Genomic DNA, 15,132 nt, shown 5'->3' with positions numbered 1-15,132 from the left:
GCGTCGGCGGGCGGCCACGGATGGGCGACTACGGATCGGCCTCGGGCGTCCGGCCCTGGACGCGACAACGCCCTCACCGGGCCCGGGGGGGGTGGGGCCGGTGAGGGCGGTTGCCAGGGGGTGGCGGGGGGGTGCCACCCCGTGGGGGGATGTCTACCGTCTGCCCGACCCTCGGAAGAGCATGCATGTGACCTGCGTCACGTCCCCGTTTCGCGTGTCACTCGTTCGGCACCCGGGCGCACCACGTGGACCGGGCCGCCCGCCGGAGCCGCCGCGACCTGCGCCGATCACCATGGGCAAGGGTGCCGCGCCGGTCCGTACGGGTGACTTCTGAAGGCGCGTCAGCAGGCATGGGGGGCGGCCCGCCCGTTACCTCGGAAGCAGGACCCGTCCCGTTCCGGCCCGTCCGGTCCGGGCTCGTCCCGCTCTGCTCGCGCCCGCACCCGGAGGACCTCCCATGCTCCGTCCACTCCGCTCCACCACCGGTACCGCCGTCGCGCTCGCCGCGACCACGGCCTTCGGCCTCGCCCTGCTCGCCCCGTCCGCGTACGCGGACGACGCCGACCGGGACCGGGGCCGGCTGGAGCTCACCCCGTCCACCGCCGTTCCGGGCGCCAAGGTCACCGCGGAAACCACCGCCTGCGGCAAGAACGGCTCGGGCGTCGGCGACGCGAACTCCCTGGGCGCGGGGGATTTCGAGCTCTACCCCGGCAGCGGCAAGGACGTCGTGACGGGGCACTTCACCGTCCCGCGCGGCACCCGGACCGGGACCTACGACATCGCGGTCGCCTGCGACAACGGCAAGGACGCCCGGGGCCGGCTGACGGTCACCGGCGGTTCCGGAGGCCATGAGCAGGATCAGGGCCAGGGGCAGGACCAGCAGCCCTGGGGCCACGTCCAAACCGGTGTGGGCGGCAGCGTCGGACCGGACCACACCCGGATCGCCGCGGGCTTCGGCGTGCTCGGCGCGGCCGGCGCCGGCGCGCTGTGGACGGCCCGTCGGCGCCGGGCGGCGGACTCCCGCTGACCCGTCCGACCGACGGGCGGGACCGGCCTCCCGGGGCCGTCGCCCCGCCCGTCGGTCCGTAGCCCCGTACCCCCGTACGCCCTCGTACAACCCGTACGCCCCCGTGGACCCGCAGGCCCCCAGGCCCGTGACGAGAAGGACGGCACCGTGTCCCAGACGGCGCACAAGGGCAAGGCCTGGCTGATCGGCGTCGCCGTGCTGGCCGGTGTCTGGCTGATCCAGAACGGTGCGGACACCCAGGTGGTGCCACCGCAGCCGTCCACCGCCGAGGCGTTCGCCGCCGGGCCGCAGCTCCTGCCGGGGTCACCCGTGGCCGAGCCGCTGGACCCGTCCGTACCGGTGCGCGTCCGCATCCCCGAGATCGACGTGGACGCGCCGATGACCCCGCTCGGCCTGCGCCCGGACGGCAGCCTGGACGTGCCGCCGGAGAAGGACCGCAACCTGGCCGGCTGGTACGGCGACGGCACCGAGCCGGGCGCCCGGGGCACCGCGATCGTGGCGGGGCACGTGGACAACGCGAAGGGCCCGGCGGTCTTCTACGGTCTGGGTGCGCTGAAGCGTGGCGACCGGGTGGAGGTGGTGCGGCAGGACGAGCGCACCGCCGTCTTCTCGATCGACGCGATCGAGGTGTACGAGAACGACGGCTTCCCCAGTACGCGTGTCTACGGGAAGGCGCCTTACGCCGCGCTGCGGCTGATCACCTGCGGCGGCGGCTTCTCGAAGGACACCGGCTACCAGGGCAACGTGGTGGTCTACGCCCACCTCACGGACGTACGGGAAGCCGCCTGAGCGAGTCCTGGACGCCTTGGACGCCCCGGGCGCGCCTCAGCCCGTGAACTGGTCGAAGCCCAGTTTGGCGACGAGCGAGAAGACGACGACCAGCAGCACGCCCCGGACGAACCCGGTGCCCCTGCTGAGCGCCATCCGCGCCCCGGCCAGTCCGCCCGCGAGGTTGAACACCGCCATCAGCGCGGCGAGCTGCCAGAGCACGGTGCCCTGGACGGCGAACATCACGAGCGCACCCGCGTTGGTACAGACGTTCACGATCTTGGCGGTGGCGGAAGCGGTCACCAGGTCGAGGTGGAGCACAGCCGTCAGCGCCAGTACCAGGAACGTGCCGGTGCCCGGCCCGAAGAGCCCGTCGTAGAGGCCGATCCCGCCGCCGACCAGCACGATCGCGGTGACCGTACGGGCCCGGGTCACCCGCCGGTCCGTCCCGTCACCGGCGGTCGCCGTGCCGAACGAGGGGCGCAGCAGGACGAACGCGGCGACGGCGAGCAGCACCACCATGATCACCGGCCGGAGCACGTCACTGCTGATCCCGGCCGCGAAGAACGCCCCGGTCATCGACCCGGCGAGCGCCATCAATCCGATCCGTACCGCCGTGCCGACCTTCACCGGTGCCCGGCGGGCGTAGGTCACGGCCGCGCCGCTCGTCCCGACGATCGCGACGGCCTTGTTGGTGCCGAGCACCTGCGCGGCCGGGAGGTGCGGGAGCCCCAGCAGCAGGGCGGGCAGGAGCAGCAGGCCACCCCCGCCCACCACCGCGTCGATCCATCCCGCCGCGCAGGCGGCCAGGCAGAGCAGGACGACGGTGGTCAGGGTTATGTCAGGCATGCACAGGACATTAAGCGACGGCATCGAGTGCCCCGCACCCGCCCCGACCTGCACGGTTCTCCGTCGCGCGGCTCCCGGTCGGCCACCGGTCGGCTACCGGTCGGCCCCCGGGCGCGCCCCTCACACCCACCGCCGGCCCGTGCTGAGCGCAAGGTTCCTCCCGGGAAACAGACGGGATGCGGTCGGGTAACACCGACCGCCCATCGTCTGTGCCATGACGAGCGGCGGGTGCGACCCGACCGCATCCGGCAGGACGGCCGACGCCCCCCGCCGGGTACGTCCCCGCTCCACCCGCAGACCGACGACGGAGGCTTCTGAGATGCCGGTGTCCCCCTTCCCGACTTCCCCGAATTCCGCGGTCTCCGCGGCCTCCGCCGCCACCTCCGCGCACACGATCGTGGTCGTCGGACACGGCATGGTCGGCCAGCGGTTCCTGGAGGCGCTCGCCGAGCGGGGCCTGACCCCGGCGGCCGGCGGCCCGCGGGTGGTCGTGCTCTGCGAGGAGCCCCGCCCGGCCTACGACCGGGTCCACCTGACCTCGTACTTCTCCGGCACCTCGCCCGAGGAACTCTCCATGGTCGAGACCGGCTTCATGGAGACCCACGGCATCGAGCTGCACGTCGGCGACCCGGCCGAGACCGTGGACCGCGAGGGCCGCACGGTCACCTCGCGCTCCGGGCTCTCCTTCGGGTACGACACGCTGGTGCTGGCCACCGGCTCCTTCCCGTTCGTCCCGCCGGTGCCCGGCAAGGACGCGGAAGGCTGCTTCGTCTACCGCACCATCGAGGACCTGCTCGCCATCGAGGAGTACGCGAAGAACGCGACGACCGGCGCGGTGGTCGGCGGCGGGCTGCTCGGCCTGGAGGCGGCCGGCGCGCTCAAGGGGCTCGGCCTGGAGACGCACGTGGTGGAGTTCGCGCCCCGGCTGATGCCGGTCCAGGTGGACGAGGGCGGCGGGGCTGCGCTGCTGCGCACCATCGAGTCCATGGGGCTGAGCGTCCACACGGGCGTCGGCACCCAGGAGGTCACCACCGGCGAGGACGGCGCCGTCAACGGCATGGCGCTCTCGGACGGTTCGACGCTCGCCACCGATCTGGTGGTCTTCTCGGCGGGTGTCCGGCCCCGCGACCAGCTGGCCCGCGACTGCGGTCTGGAGGTCGGTCCGCGCGGCGGGATCGTCGTCGACGCGGAGTGCCGCACCTCCGACCCGGCGGTGTTCGCGATCGGCGAGTGCGCACTGGCCTCGGACGGCCGGGTGTACGGGCTGGTGGCCCCTGGTTACGAGATGGCGGTGACGACCGCCGGGGTGATCGCGGGCCAGGAGGCGTCGTTCACCGGGGCGGACCTGTCGACCAAGCTGAAGCTGCTCGGCGTGGACGTGGCCTCGTTCGGCGACGCGCACGGCGCGACCGAGGGCTGCCTCGACGTGGTGTACGCGGACTCCCGCTCGGGGGTCTACAAGAAGCTGGTGATCGGCGCGGACGGCACCCTGCTCGGCGGGGTGCTGGTCGGGGACGCCGACCAGTACGGCATGCTCCGCCCGATGACCGGCACGGTGCTGCCGGTGTCCCCGGAGCAGCTGGTACTGCCGGCCGGTGCGGGAACCCCGGTCGTGCTGGGCCCGTCCTCGCTGCCGGACGAGGCCGTCATCTGCTCCTGCCACAACGTGACCAAGGGCGCGATCTGCGAGCACACCACCCTGCCCGAGGTGAAGAAGTGCACCAAGGCGGGTACGGGATGCGGGAGTTGCGTCAAGGTCATCGGCCAGCTTCTGCCGCAGAGCGCGGACGCGGGCCTGTGCGGCTGCTTCGCGAACACCCGCAGCGAGCTCTACGAGATCGTGCGCACCCTGGGCATCACCACCTTCGCCGAACTCCTCGACTCGCACGGCCGCCAGGCGGCGCGCGGTGGTGACGGCTGCGAGGTCTGCAAGCCGACGGTCGGCTCGATCATCGCCTCGCTCGCCCCCACGGTGGGCGCCAGCGGCTACGTGCTCGACGGCGAGCAGGCGGCGCTCCAGGACACCAACGACCACTTCCTCGCCAACCTCCAGAAGAACGGCTCCTATTCGATCGTGCCGCGCATCCCGGGCGGCGAGATCACCCCGGAGAAGCTGATCGTGATCGGCGAGGTGGCCCGCGACTTCGGGCTCTACACGAAGATCACCGGTGGTCAGCGGATCGACCTCTTCGGCGCCCGGGTCGACCAGCTCCCGCTGATCTGGACGAGGCTGGTGGACGCCGGGTTCGAATCGGGCCACGCCTACGGGAAGTCCCTGCGGACGGTCAAGTCCTGCGTGGGGCAGACCTGGTGCCGGTACGGCGTGCAGGACTCGGTGAAGATGGCGATCGATCTGGAGCTGCGCTACCGGGGTCTGCGCTCTCCGCACAAGCTCAAGTCGGCGGTCTCCGGGTGCGCCCGCGAGTGCGCGGAGGCCCGGGGCAAGGACTTCGGGATCATCGCGACCGCCGGCGGCTGGAACCTGTACGTGGGCGGCAACGGCGGAGCCACCCCGCGCCACGCGGACCTGCTCGCCCAGGATCTGTCGGATGCCGAACTCGTGCGCCTCATCGACCGGTTCCTGATGTTCTACATCCGCACGGCGGACCGGCTGGAGCGCACGTCCGCCTGGCTGGACCGGATCGAGGGCGGCCTCGACCACGTGCGGGACGTGGTGGTCCACGACTCGCTCGGGCTCTGCGACCAGCTGGAGCGGATGATGTCCGACCACGTGAAGGGCTACCGCGACGAGTGGGCCGAGACCATCAACGACCCCGAGCGGCTGCGCCGCTTCGTGACCTTCGTGAACGCGCCCGACGCGCCGGACCCCTCGGTGCGCTTCGTGCCCGAGCGCGACCAGATCAAGCCCGACCTCGACATCCTCGCGGGCCCGGTGCTCGCGATCCGCACCCTGGAAGGGACCGCATCCTGATGACGGTGACGACGACGGCCCAGGCACCCACGACGGGCCTCGGCACGATGGTTCAACTCGCCTACGAGGGAGGCTGGTTCAGCCTCTGCGAGCGTTCTCTGCTGGTCCCCGGGCGCGGGGTGGCGGCGCTGCTCCCGGACGGGCGCCAGGTGGCGGTGTTCACGGACCGGGCGGGGCGGGCGTACGCGATCGACAACCGGGACCCGTTCACGGGGGCGTACGTCCTCTCGCGCGGGCTGCTCGGATCGGCCGACGGACGGCCCTTCGTGGCCTCGCCGCTGCTGAAGCAGCGGTTCGACCTCGCGACGGGCGCCTGCCTGGACGACGACGAGGTGTCGGTGGAGGCGTTCGAGCTCCGGGAGGCGTAGAGCCCGCGGCCGGTCCCGCACGCGGGCCACGCGTCCGGGACCGGCCTTCCCGCGTTCCCGGACGCCGGACCGTACGGCCGCGCGCACCGGTCGTACCCTGGGCGCATGATCCAGGGCTGGAACACGCACGACATCCCCGACCAGAGCGGCCGTACGGCCGTGGTCACCGGGGCCAACAGCGGCCTCGGCCTCGTCACGGCGCGGGAGTTGGCCCGGCGCGGGGCCAGGGTGCTGCTCGCGTGCCGGGACGAGGAACGCGGGCAGGGTGCGGCGGACCGCATCCGGCGGGCGGTGTCCAAGGCGGACGTGGCGTTCGTACCGCTGGACCTGGCGGACCTCGCCTCGGTCCGGGAGTTCGCGGCCTCGCACGCCCCGGACCGGATCGACCTGCTCGTCAACAACGCGGGCGTGATGGCGTTGCCGTACGGGCGGACCGCCGACGGCTTCGAGACCCAGTTCGGCGTCAACCACCTCGGGCACTACGCCCTCACCGGTCTGCTGCTGCCCGCCCTGCGCGCCGCCGGGAAGGCGCGGGTGGTGACCGTGTCGAGCGGGCTCCACCTTCTGGCCGACATCGACATGGGCGATCTCAACAGCGAGCACCACTACCGGCGTTGGATCGCCTACGGCGCGTCGAAGTCCGCCAACCTGCTCTTCGTCCACGAGTTCGCCCGGCTGCTGGCCCGGTCCGGATCGCCGATCGTGGCCGCGGCGGCCCACCCGGGGTACGCCTCCACCAACCTGACGACGGCGGGGCCGCGGCTGGAACGGCGGCGGGGCAGGGAGCGGGTGATGGGGCTCGGCAATCTGCTGCTCGCCCAGACCGCGACGGCCGGGGCGCTGCCCGTGCTGTACGCGGCCACGGCGCCGGGCGTGCGCCCCGACTCGTTCACCGGCCCGGGACCGCTGGGAGTGCGCGGCGCGCCCGCTCCGTCGTGGCGGGCGCGCCGCACCCGCGACGACGTGGCGGGCGAGCGGCTCTGGTCGGCGTCCCAGCAGCTCACCGGGGTGCGGTACCCGGGGCTGTGAACCGGGGCCATGAACCGGGGCCCCGGGGCCGCGAACCGGGGCCCGGGGGGCGTCAGGAGCGTTCGGCGACCGCGGCCGGGTCCATCCACATGACCTCCCAGACGTGGTGGTCCGGGTCCTGGAAGGAGCGGCCGTACATCGTGCCGTAGTCCTGGGTCGCGCCGGCCGGGAAGCCTCCGGCGGCCAGTGCCGCGTCGACGGTCTCGTCCACCTCGGCGCGGCTCTCCGCGCTCAGACAGAGCATGACCTCCGTCGTCTTCGCGGCGTCCGCGATCTCCTTGGTGGCGAAGTCCTTGAAGCGCGGTTCGGTGAGCAGCATGGCGTAGATCGTGTCGCTGATGACGACGCAGGCGGCGTGCTCGTCGGTGAAGCCGGGGTTGCAGTGGTAGCCGAGCTTCTCGAAGAAGGCCTTGCTGACGTCCAGGTCCTTCACCGGGAGGTTCACGAAGATCATCTTTTCCATGGTGGTCCCACTCCTCCGTTCGCCGCCGCCGGGATTCGGCGGCGGTCGGGCGCCCCGGGGCTGTCCCCTCGGGTGGCTCGGCCATCCTGGCCGCGCCTGCGCGCGCTCTCGTAGAGGTAGACGGCCCACACGCCGGGAACTCATCGCCCGGAGCACAGGATTGCCTCAGAAAGAATGAACTTTGCAGACTGTGCACTTTTGCATAGCATGCACCTTCGTGACCTCCTCTCCCCCGACGCCCGGCTTGCGCGAACGCAAGAAGCGCGCGACCCGCGAAGCGCTGGCCGACACGGCCCTGCGCATGGCGGCCGAGCACGGGCTCGACCAGGTGACGGTCGAAGCGGTCACCGCGGCGGTCGGAGTCTCGGTACGGACCTTCTTCAACTACTTCGCCCACCTCGACGACGCGATCCTCGTACCGGACCCGGACAGCGCCGCACGGACCCGCGCCGCGGTCCTCTCGGCCCCGGCCGGCCTCGGCCCGCTCGCCGTGCTCCGCCAAGTCCTCGGGGAGGAACTGGCCCACTTCGAGGACGCGCCGGAGCGGTGGGGACTCCAGTGCACCGTGCTGGACCGCACCCCGGCGCTCTTCCCCCGCTTCCTCGCGGCACGCGGCGCGGACGAGGAGGCACTGATCGCGGCGGTGGCCGAACGACTCGGCCAGGACCCCAAGACCGGTCTGCGCCCGCGGCTGCTGGTGCACGCCACCATCGCCACCGTGCGGGCCGCCGTGGAGATCTGGACCGCCACCGGCCGGTCCCGCGCCTTCCTGGCCCTCTACGACGAAGCGTTCGACGAGCTCGCCGCCGGTCTCGGCGAGTGACGGGTACGTCGAGCCGTCACACACCCCGCCGGCCCGCCCCCGGGCCGGCCCGTCCGCCGCTCCCCGGAGCCGGCCACACCATCAGAAACCAGAGGTACGCCAGCCGATGTCCGCTGCCGTGACGCCCGAAGCCCGGGTGTCCTCAACCATGAACCACCGTCAGATAATCCAGGCCATGTCCGGGCTCATGGCCGGAATGTTCGTGGCCATCCTCGCCTCGACGGTCGTCGCCAACGCGCTTCCGCGCATCATCACCGACCTGCACGGCAGCCAGTCCGCGTACACCTGGGTGGTCACCGCCGAGCTGCTGGCGATGACGGCGACCGTGCCGGTCTGGGGCAAGCTCTCCGACCTCTACGACAAGAAGCTGCTGCTCCAGTGCTCCCTGTCGATGTTCGTCGTCGGCTCGCTGGTCGCCGGCTTCTCCCACAGCGTCACCGTGCTCATCATCAGCCGGGTGCTCCAGGGCATCGGCGCCGGTGGTCTCACCGCGCTCGCCCAGGTCGTGATGGCCTCGATCATCCCGCCGCGTGAACTCGGCAAGTTCTCCGGCATCTTCGGCGCCGTCTTCGCGGTCGGCACCGTCGCCGGCCCGCTGATCGGCGGCGTGCTCGTCGACACCTCGTGGCTCGGCTGGCGCTGGTGCTTCTTCATCGGCGTACCGTTCGCGCTGCTCGCGATCTTCCTGCTCCAGAAGACGCTCAAGCTGCCCGTCGTCCGCCGCGAGGCGAAGATCGACTACCTCGGCGCCTTCCTCATCATGGCCGGGGTCAGCGCACTCCTGCTCTGGGTGACGCTCGGCGGCTCGAAGTTCGACTGGGTCTCCGGCCCGTCGGCCGCGCTCGTCGTCGGCGGTGCCGTTCTGATCGCGCTGGCCGTCCTGGTCGAGTCGAAGGTCCAGGAACCGATGATCCCGCTGAGCATCTTCCGGAACCGGACCGTCTCCCTGACCACCGTGGCGAGCTTCCTCGTCGGTGTGGCGATGTTCGGCGGCACGGTCTTCCTGTCGCAGTACTTCCAGATCTCGCTGGGCAAGTCCCCCACGACCGCCGGTCTGATGAGCCTGCCGATGATCCTCGGCCTGATGGTCTCCACCACCGTCGCCGGGCAGATCATCAGCAGGCGCGGCAAGTGGAAGGCGTTCCTGGTCGCCGGCGGCGTCATCATGACCGCCGGTATGTGCCTGCTCTCCACGATCGGCGCCGGTACGTCCTTCCTCGTCATCGCGCCCTGCATGGCCGTCCTCGGCATCGGCGTCGGCATGCTGATGCAGAACCTGGTACTCGCCGCGCAGAACGACGTGCCCGCCGCCGAACTCGGCGCGGCGACGTCCACCCTCTCCTTCTTCCGCAGCCTCGGCGGCGCGGTGGGCACCAGCGCGCTCGGCGCGGTCCTCAGCCACCGGGTCGCGTCCGAGCTGGAGAAGGGCTTCGGCAGCTCCGCGTCGGGCGGCGGCGACGGGGCCATCCCCGACCTCACGACCCTGCCGGAATCGGCCCGCGTGATCGTGGAGAACGCGTACGGCGTCGCGACGGGTTCCGTCTTCCTCGCCGGTGCGCCCTTCGCGCTGCTCGCACTGGTCGCGGTCCTCTTCGTCAAGGAGAAGCCACTGAAGACCAAGAGCGGTCTGGAGCGGCTCGCCGAGGAGGGCGAGCAGCAGCCGCCCACCGTGCCGGTGCACTGACCCGCTCCACCCCCGCACAGCCGATCAGGGCCGGTTCCGGATGTCTCCGGCGCCGGCCCTGATCCGTACGTCCTCTCCTTTTGCCCCTTCTCTCCCGTCCCTACTTCTTCGCCCGGCCGGGCTTCACCGCGGGCTTCACCGCGGGCTTCCTGTGCGCGGGCTTCCCGTGCGACGGCTTCCCGTGCGCGGGTTTCGACGCCTCCGGCCGTGCCGGGGCGAGGGTGGTCGCGGCGGGCCCGTACGTCCGTACGTACGCGAAGTCGGCCACCGCACCCGTGTGGTTGTCGGAGATCAGACCGATCCTGAGGTCACCCTTGACCGGCAGCGTCCACACCCCGCTCAGCGTCCAGTGCACGCCGTCCCGGCTGGAGGAGGCGCGGACCTCGTGCTCCTGGTTCGCGGTGTCGAGGTGGTGGGTGAGCCGCAGCCAGAGGGTGTCGGCGGTCGGGCCGCCGAACATCGGCGCGTTGGCGACCGCGGTCGGCGGGGTGGTGGTGGGGCGTTCGCCCTCCTTGCCGAACTCGGTCACGTGGAGCATGGCTCCGTTGCCGTTGTTGAGCGGCAGCACCGAGTGGGTGAGCTTGAACCAGCGGTCGTCGTTCTCGTAGAGCACCAGCCCCGCCTGCTGGGCGTTGGTGGTGGGGGTGAAGTGCAGCTCGGTCTCCACCGTGTAGTCGCCCGTGGGTGCGGGGCGCAGCAGGACCGGGGCGGTGTTGTCGCCGAGGTACAGCTCGGTGTCGGAGGTGGGCCAGGAGAGCGCCCCGTTCACCATGGTGGTGCCGGCGGCGGGGCCGCGCACCCAGCTCCAGGCGGAGCCGGACGTGGTGCCGGGGAGGGCCGTGGTGTCGAACTCGTCGCTGTAGGCGGGGAGCAGGGCTCCGGGCCGGGCGACGGGGGCCCGCTCCGTGACCGGGGTGAAGAGCGCGGTGGCGCCGACGTTGTCGGCCTCGGCCCCCGCGCCCTTGGCGGCGGCGGAGACCGATCCGGCGTGGACGGCCGCGGCGGGCAGGGTGCGGGTCTGCTCGGCGACGGGGTCGCGGAGCCGGTCGCCGGTGACCTCCACGGTGAGCCGGGTGCCCCGGATCTCGGCGGAGACGGTGTGCCAGGTGTTCCAGGAGAACCCGGTGGGCAGGGCGCTCAGCTGGTCCGCCTGGGCGACGCCCTTCACCCGGACCTCGGTGACCAGGGCGTTCTTCGCCCGGTCCAGCCACACGGCGACCCGGTTGTCGGCGTCGGTGTGGGCGAGGGTCAGTCCCGCCGCACCCCCTGCGGCGGTGACCCTCAGGTCTGCCTCGGCGCGGACGGCGGCGGGGGCGGTGCCGTTGGAGACCAGATAGCCGGGGGCGGTGGAGCCCGGGGCGGGGGCGTACCGGACGTAGCCGTGGCCGTCGGTCTCGCCGGCGGTGGTCCAGCCGGCCGGGGTGGCGCCCTTTGTCCGCCAGCCGGTCAGGCCGGTCTCGAAGGTGCCGCCGGCGCTCCAGGTGGTGGCGGGTGCGGCGGTCGGGGTGTCCGAGGGGCCGGTACCTGCGCGGACGACGGGCCAGCCGTCGATCCAGTCGAGCCGGTCGATGAGCATCGGGCGCCGGGACAGCTTGAGGGTGCCGCCGGAGGCCGGGGCGAGGTCGGGCGACTCGCTGGGGATGCCGTGGTAGACGAGCCAGTCCTGACCGGACAGGTCGGTCTGGATGGCGTTGTGGCCGGGACCGATCCACCGGTCGCCGTTGGCTCCGACGACCACGCCGCCCTTGCTGCCGAGGGCCATCAGGTCGGTGCCCTCGTCGTCGGTGAAGGGGCCGGTGGGGCTGGTCGAGCGGCCGGCCTTCACCTGGTAGCCGCTGTACGCGCCGTCGCAGCAGCCCGCGTCCGAGTAGAAGAGGTAGTAGTAGCCGTCGCGCCGGACGACGAACCCGCCCTCGACCCGTCGGCCGCGCGCGACCTGGGTGACGGCGCCTTCGACGCGGGTGCGGTCGCCGTTCATCTTCGCGACGCAGATGGTGTCGTAACTGCCCCAGTAGAGATAGGGAGTTCCGTCGGTGTCGGTGAACTGGGCCTGGTCGATGCTGCCGGTGGGGCAGCCGCTGGGTGTGGGCAGCACCGCGCCCTTGTCGGTCCACGGGCCGGTGGGCGTGGGGCCGGTGACCAGGCCGACGGTGCCCCGGCCGGGGACGGAGTAGTAGAGGTAGTACTGCCCGAAGGCGTAGTGGATGTCCGGTGCCCAGAGCCGCGAGCCCTGGAGCCAGGCGGGCCGGGTCTGAGGGGTGAAGACCTCACCGGCGTAGCTCCAGCTCACCATGTCCGAGGAGCGCAGGATCGGCAGGATGCGCTCGCCGTCCTCGCCCTGGGTCTGGAAGACCGGGTTCTGGGTGCCGTAGGCGTACCAGTAGCCGTCCTTGCCCCGGATCATCGCGGGGTCGGGGAAGGTGTCGACGGTCCCGGCGGTGACCGGGTTGGTGTACGTGGCCGGGGCGGCGGCCCGGGGGGCCTCGGCGGCGTGCTGATCCTGCGGCCGTTGGGCCGCCTCGACTCCGTAGGAGGGGGCCGTGGCGAGGGTGAAGAGGCAGATCAGCGCTGCCGCCGGGGCCGCCCAGCGGGGCAGTCCGCGGGGCCGTGCGGGGGTGCTGCGGGTGCGTCTCATCGGGTCTCCGTGGTCTCCGTGGTTCCCGTGGCCGTCGCGCCCGCCGGGTGGTCGCGGGCCGGTGCGGTCGGGGTCGTGCCGTCCGGTTCGAAGGAGCTGAGGGTGACGTCGGCGTCCGAGCCGCCGATGTCGTACATCGACGTCATCCAGTGGTAGAAGTTGTCGCCCCGGTCGCGCAGCAGCGTGTAGAGCCGCCGCATCAGCCGGTCGCGCGCGGGCGCCGTCCCGGGGTCCTGGTAGCGGTTCTCCAGCTCGTGGGGGTCGTCCACGAGGTCGTACAGCTCGTTCACGGACTCCGGGTTGACGACCAGCTTGTAGCGGTCGTCGCGGATCATCCGCTGCGGGTACGGGAAGTGGTGGCCATGGAACTCGGCCACCAGTTCCGGCGCCCAGTCGGGGTGTTCGCCGCGTACCAGCGGGAGGAGGGAGCGGCTGTCCACGGCCTGGGAAGGATCGATCCCGGCCAGGTCGAGCAGGGTCGCGGTGCAGTCGGTGAGGCTGACGAGTTCGTCGCGTACCTGGGGCGGGGCACCGGGAACGCGCACGATCCCGGGGATGCGGTAGATGTCCTCGTACATCGCCGGGCCCTTGTCGTGCAGCCGGTGGGCTCCGGTGAACTCGCCGTGGTCGGCGGTGAAGAACACCGACGTGGCGTCTTCCAGGCCGAGTTCGTCCAGGCGGGTCAGGATGCGTCCGATCTGCTCGTCGATGAGGGTGACGTAACCCCAGTAGACGGCGACGAGTTTGCGGCTGACCTCCAGCGGCATGGTGTCGAAGGCCCAGTGCGCGCTGTAGTTCGCCTGTACCGGCGGCTTGTTCTCGAAGGTCTCGTGGATCGACGGCGGCAGCTCGACCGACTCGGGGTCGTACAGGTCGAAGTAGGAGTCGGGCAGCAGGTAGGGCAGGTGCGGGCCGAAGAAGTGGGTGGCCAGGAAGAAGGGCCGCCCGTCCGCCGCGTACTTCTCCAGCTGCTCGATGGCGCGGGTGGCGAGGTAGTACTCGAAGGTCGCCTCCACCGGCTGGTGCAGTCGCGCGGCCAGCAGGTTCCCGGGGTTGCCGGCCGGTGCCGTGCCCCGGACGTGGTCGGAGATGCGGTACGGGGGCAGGCCCCGCTCCTCCAGGTAGCCGAGGTAGTCGGGGTGGTCGACGGGATTGTGCCAGCCGGGCAGGTCGGGGCCGTCGAAGCCGTAGGAGGCGGCGTTGCGGCGGGTACCGCCGTGCCATTTGCCGATCAGGCCGAGCTGGTAGTCGCGCTCCTTCAGGGCGGCCGGGAAGGTGAAGACGTCGTCCCGGAGGTCCTCCAGGTAGCCCACGTTCCGCTCGTAGTTGGCGAGCAGGCGGTGGCGGAAGGGGGCCTGGCCGGTGAGCAGGCTGGCGCGGGCGGGGGTGCAGATGGCGGTCGGGGTGTAGAACCGGTCGAAGCGGGTGCCGGTGGCGGCGAGCCGGTCCAGGTTCGGGGTCCTGACGTGCGGGTTGCCGTAAGCGCCGAGGGTGTCCACCCGGTGCTGGTCGGTCATGAGGAACAGCAGGTTCACTTGGCGTACGCCTTCGTGTAGAGGTCGCCCTCGTAGTACGTGTCCGACTTCGGCACGGACTTCAGCTGGCCGGTGGACACGAAGAACTCGCCGAGGCCGTCGAGCCAGGAGGCGACGGTCCCGTCACCGGTCTTCGCCACCAGGTCGGCGGTGGTCATCGTCTTCACGTTGGCGGCGTCGGCGGCGACCTTGGCGCGGTCGACCTTCAGCAGCTTCGCGGCGGCGTCGATCGCCTCCTCGGGGTGGGCGGCCCGGTAGTCGTTGGCCTGCTGGAGGACCTTGACGACCTTGGTGGTGAGGCCCTTGTCGGTCTTGGTGCCCGAGACGAACGCGGTGGGGAACGCCTTGTCGGAGAAGTCCTTGGTGGAGCCGACCTCGTTGAGGCCGGGCTTCTTCGCCTTGATGGAGTCGATGAGCGGGTACCAGAGGCCGGCGCCGTCGATCTGCCCGGAGACGAAGGCGGAGACCACGGTGGCCGGGTCCATCGGAACCTTGGTGATGTCCTCGGGCTTCATCCCGGCCTTCTGGAGAGCCAGGTTGAGGACCATCTCTCCGGAGGTGCCGGCGGGGACGCCGACCTTCTTGCCCTTGAGGTCCTGGATGGTCTTGATGCCGGGCTGGGCGATGACCCGGTCCGCGTAGGCGAGGGTGTTCACGGCGACGACCTCGGCCTTGCCGGTGGCCGGCAGCCACATCGCCCCGGGGCCTATGTAGCCGAAGTCGAGAGAGCCGCCGCCGAGCGCCTGGATCTGGAGCGGGCCGTTGGTGAAGACGCTGTACTGGGGCGAGAGCCCTTCCTTCTTCCACAGACCCTGCTGGTCGGCGATGGCGAGCAGGCTGGCGCCGTTGTAGTCGCTGATGTAGCCGAAGCGCACCTTGGCGGTGCCGCCGCCGGAATCGCCGGAGTCCCCGGAGCATCCGGTGACGGAGAGTGCCAGGACGGACACGGCGGCGGAGGCCGCGAGGGCGCGCGGGAAGAGACTCATGGCGGAACGATCCTTCGGTGGGTGTGGGTGTGC

General features: G+C 71.7%; 12 protein-coding genes. 7 read left to right on the top strand and 5 right to left on the bottom strand.

Annotation, left to right across the window (positions count from 1 at the left end; genetic code table 11):
* Nucleotides 1–457: 457 nt before the first annotated feature.
* Both OHT52_RS21755 and OHT52_RS21750 read left to right on the top strand, forming a co-directional pair.
* The gene (locus OHT52_RS21755; RefSeq protein WP_328721854.1) at nt 458–1,027 is read left to right on the top strand and encodes a hypothetical protein; all 570 of its coding nucleotides are present in this window, start codon (nt 458–460) and stop codon (nt 1,025–1,027) included.
* A 147-nt stretch (nt 1,028–1,174) separates the two neighbouring features.
* Nucleotides 1,175–1,816, top strand: coding sequence for a class F sortase (locus OHT52_RS21750; RefSeq protein WP_328721853.1), 642 nt, complete (start codon nt 1,175–1,177; stop codon nt 1,814–1,816).
* A gap of 36 nt (nt 1,817–1,852) precedes the next feature.
* Here OHT52_RS21750 and OHT52_RS21745 read toward each other — a convergent pair whose 3' ends face one another.
* The gene (locus tag OHT52_RS21745) at nt 1,853–2,644 is read right to left on the bottom strand and encodes a TSUP family transporter (protein WP_328721852.1); all 792 of its coding nucleotides are present in this window, start codon (nt 2,642–2,644) and stop codon (nt 1,853–1,855) included.
* A gap of 319 nt (nt 2,645–2,963) precedes the next feature.
* Here OHT52_RS21745 and nirB point away from each other — a divergent pair, with 319 nt between their 5' ends.
* From nirB to OHT52_RS21730, 3 genes are all read left to right on the top strand, one after another.
* Nucleotides 2,964–5,576 carry a nitrite reductase large subunit NirB gene (gene nirB / locus OHT52_RS21740; protein WP_328721851.1) on the top strand — a complete coding sequence of 871 codons (2,613 nt, stop codon included), beginning with the start codon at nt 2,964–2,966 and terminating at the stop codon, nt 5,574–5,576.
* Nucleotides 5,576–5,944, top strand: a complete 369-nt coding sequence (nirD, locus tag OHT52_RS21735) for a nitrite reductase small subunit NirD (RefSeq protein WP_443046631.1) — start codon at nt 5,576–5,578, stop codon at nt 5,942–5,944. Before nirB ends, nirD begins: the two co-directional genes overlap by 1 nt.
* A gap of 105 nt (nt 5,945–6,049) precedes the next feature.
* On the top strand, nt 6,050–6,973 hold the full coding sequence (locus OHT52_RS21730) for an oxidoreductase (protein ID WP_328721850.1): 924 nt from the start codon (nt 6,050–6,052) through the stop codon (nt 6,971–6,973).
* A 52-nt stretch (nt 6,974–7,025) separates the two neighbouring features.
* On the opposite strand, the gene OHT52_RS21725 is transcribed toward OHT52_RS21730, so the two are convergent.
* Nucleotides 7,026–7,436, bottom strand: coding sequence for a VOC family protein (locus OHT52_RS21725; RefSeq protein WP_328721849.1), 411 nt, complete (start codon nt 7,434–7,436; stop codon nt 7,026–7,028).
* A gap of 217 nt (nt 7,437–7,653) precedes the next feature.
* Between OHT52_RS21725 and OHT52_RS21720 the strand changes: the two genes are divergently transcribed.
* Entirely contained in the window at nt 7,654–8,259 is a 606-nt protein-coding gene (locus OHT52_RS21720) for a TetR/AcrR family transcriptional regulator (protein ID WP_328721848.1), read from the top strand.
* 106 nt (nt 8,260–8,365) lie between these two features.
* A complete protein-coding gene (locus OHT52_RS21715; RefSeq protein ID WP_328721847.1) occupies nt 8,366–9,943 on the top strand; it encodes an MDR family MFS transporter in 1,578 nt (525 codons plus the stop codon).
* Between the two features lie 100 nt (nt 9,944–10,043).
* Here the strand turns inward: OHT52_RS21715 and OHT52_RS21710 are convergent, their stop codons facing one another.
* From OHT52_RS21710 to OHT52_RS21700, 3 genes are read right to left on the bottom strand one after another with little or no spacing between them, the layout of a single operon-like run.
* Entirely contained in the window at nt 10,044–12,578 is a 2,535-nt protein-coding gene (locus OHT52_RS21710) for a family 43 glycosylhydrolase (protein WP_328721846.1), read from the bottom strand.
* Complete coding sequence (locus tag OHT52_RS21705) at nt 12,575–14,113, bottom strand: sulfatase-like hydrolase/transferase (protein ID WP_328721845.1); 1,539 nt, start codon at nt 14,111–14,113, stop codon at nt 12,575–12,577. Before OHT52_RS21705 ends, OHT52_RS21710 begins: the two co-directional genes overlap by 4 nt.
* On the bottom strand, nt 14,110–15,099 hold the full coding sequence (locus OHT52_RS21700) for an aliphatic sulfonate ABC transporter substrate-binding protein (protein ID WP_328721844.1): 990 nt from the start codon (nt 15,097–15,099) through the stop codon (nt 14,110–14,112). Before OHT52_RS21700 ends, OHT52_RS21705 begins: the two co-directional genes overlap by 4 nt.
* Between the last annotated feature and the right edge of the window lie 33 nt (nt 15,100–15,132).

The organism is Streptomyces sp. NBC_00247, from assembly GCF_036188265.1.
GTDB lineage: Bacteria > Actinomycetota > Actinomycetes > Streptomycetales > Streptomycetaceae > Streptomyces.
This window is presented reverse-complemented; position numbering and strand designations above follow the sequence as displayed.

Bases quoted from the DNA above. Each gene is read 5' to 3' on its own strand.
- OHT52_RS21700 (WP_328721844.1), bottom strand. From the start codon at position 15,099: ATGAGTCTCTTCCCGCGCGCCCTCGCGGCCTCCGCCGCCGTGTCCGTC.
- OHT52_RS21755 (WP_328721854.1), top strand. From the start codon at position 458: ATGCTCCGTCCACTCCGCTCCACCACCGGTACCGCCGTCGCGCTCGCC.
- OHT52_RS21730 (WP_328721850.1), top strand. From the start codon at position 6,050: ATGATCCAGGGCTGGAACACGCACGACATCCCCGACCAGAGCGGCCGT.
- OHT52_RS21745 (WP_328721852.1), bottom strand. From the start codon at position 2,644: ATGCCTGACATAACCCTGACCACCGTCGTCCTGCTCTGCCTGGCCGCC.
- OHT52_RS21710 (WP_328721846.1), bottom strand. From the start codon at position 12,578: ATGAGACGCACCCGCAGCACCCCCGCACGGCCCCGCGGACTGCCCCGC.
- OHT52_RS21725 (WP_328721849.1), bottom strand. From the start codon at position 7,436: ATGGAAAAGATGATCTTCGTGAACCTCCCGGTGAAGGACCTGGACGTC.
- nirD (WP_443046631.1), top strand. From the start codon at position 5,576: ATGACGGTGACGACGACGGCCCAGGCACCCACGACGGGCCTCGGCACG.
- nirB (WP_328721851.1), top strand. From the start codon at position 2,964: ATGCCGGTGTCCCCCTTCCCGACTTCCCCGAATTCCGCGGTCTCCGCG.
- OHT52_RS21715 (WP_328721847.1), top strand. From the start codon at position 8,366: ATGTCCGCTGCCGTGACGCCCGAAGCCCGGGTGTCCTCAACCATGAAC.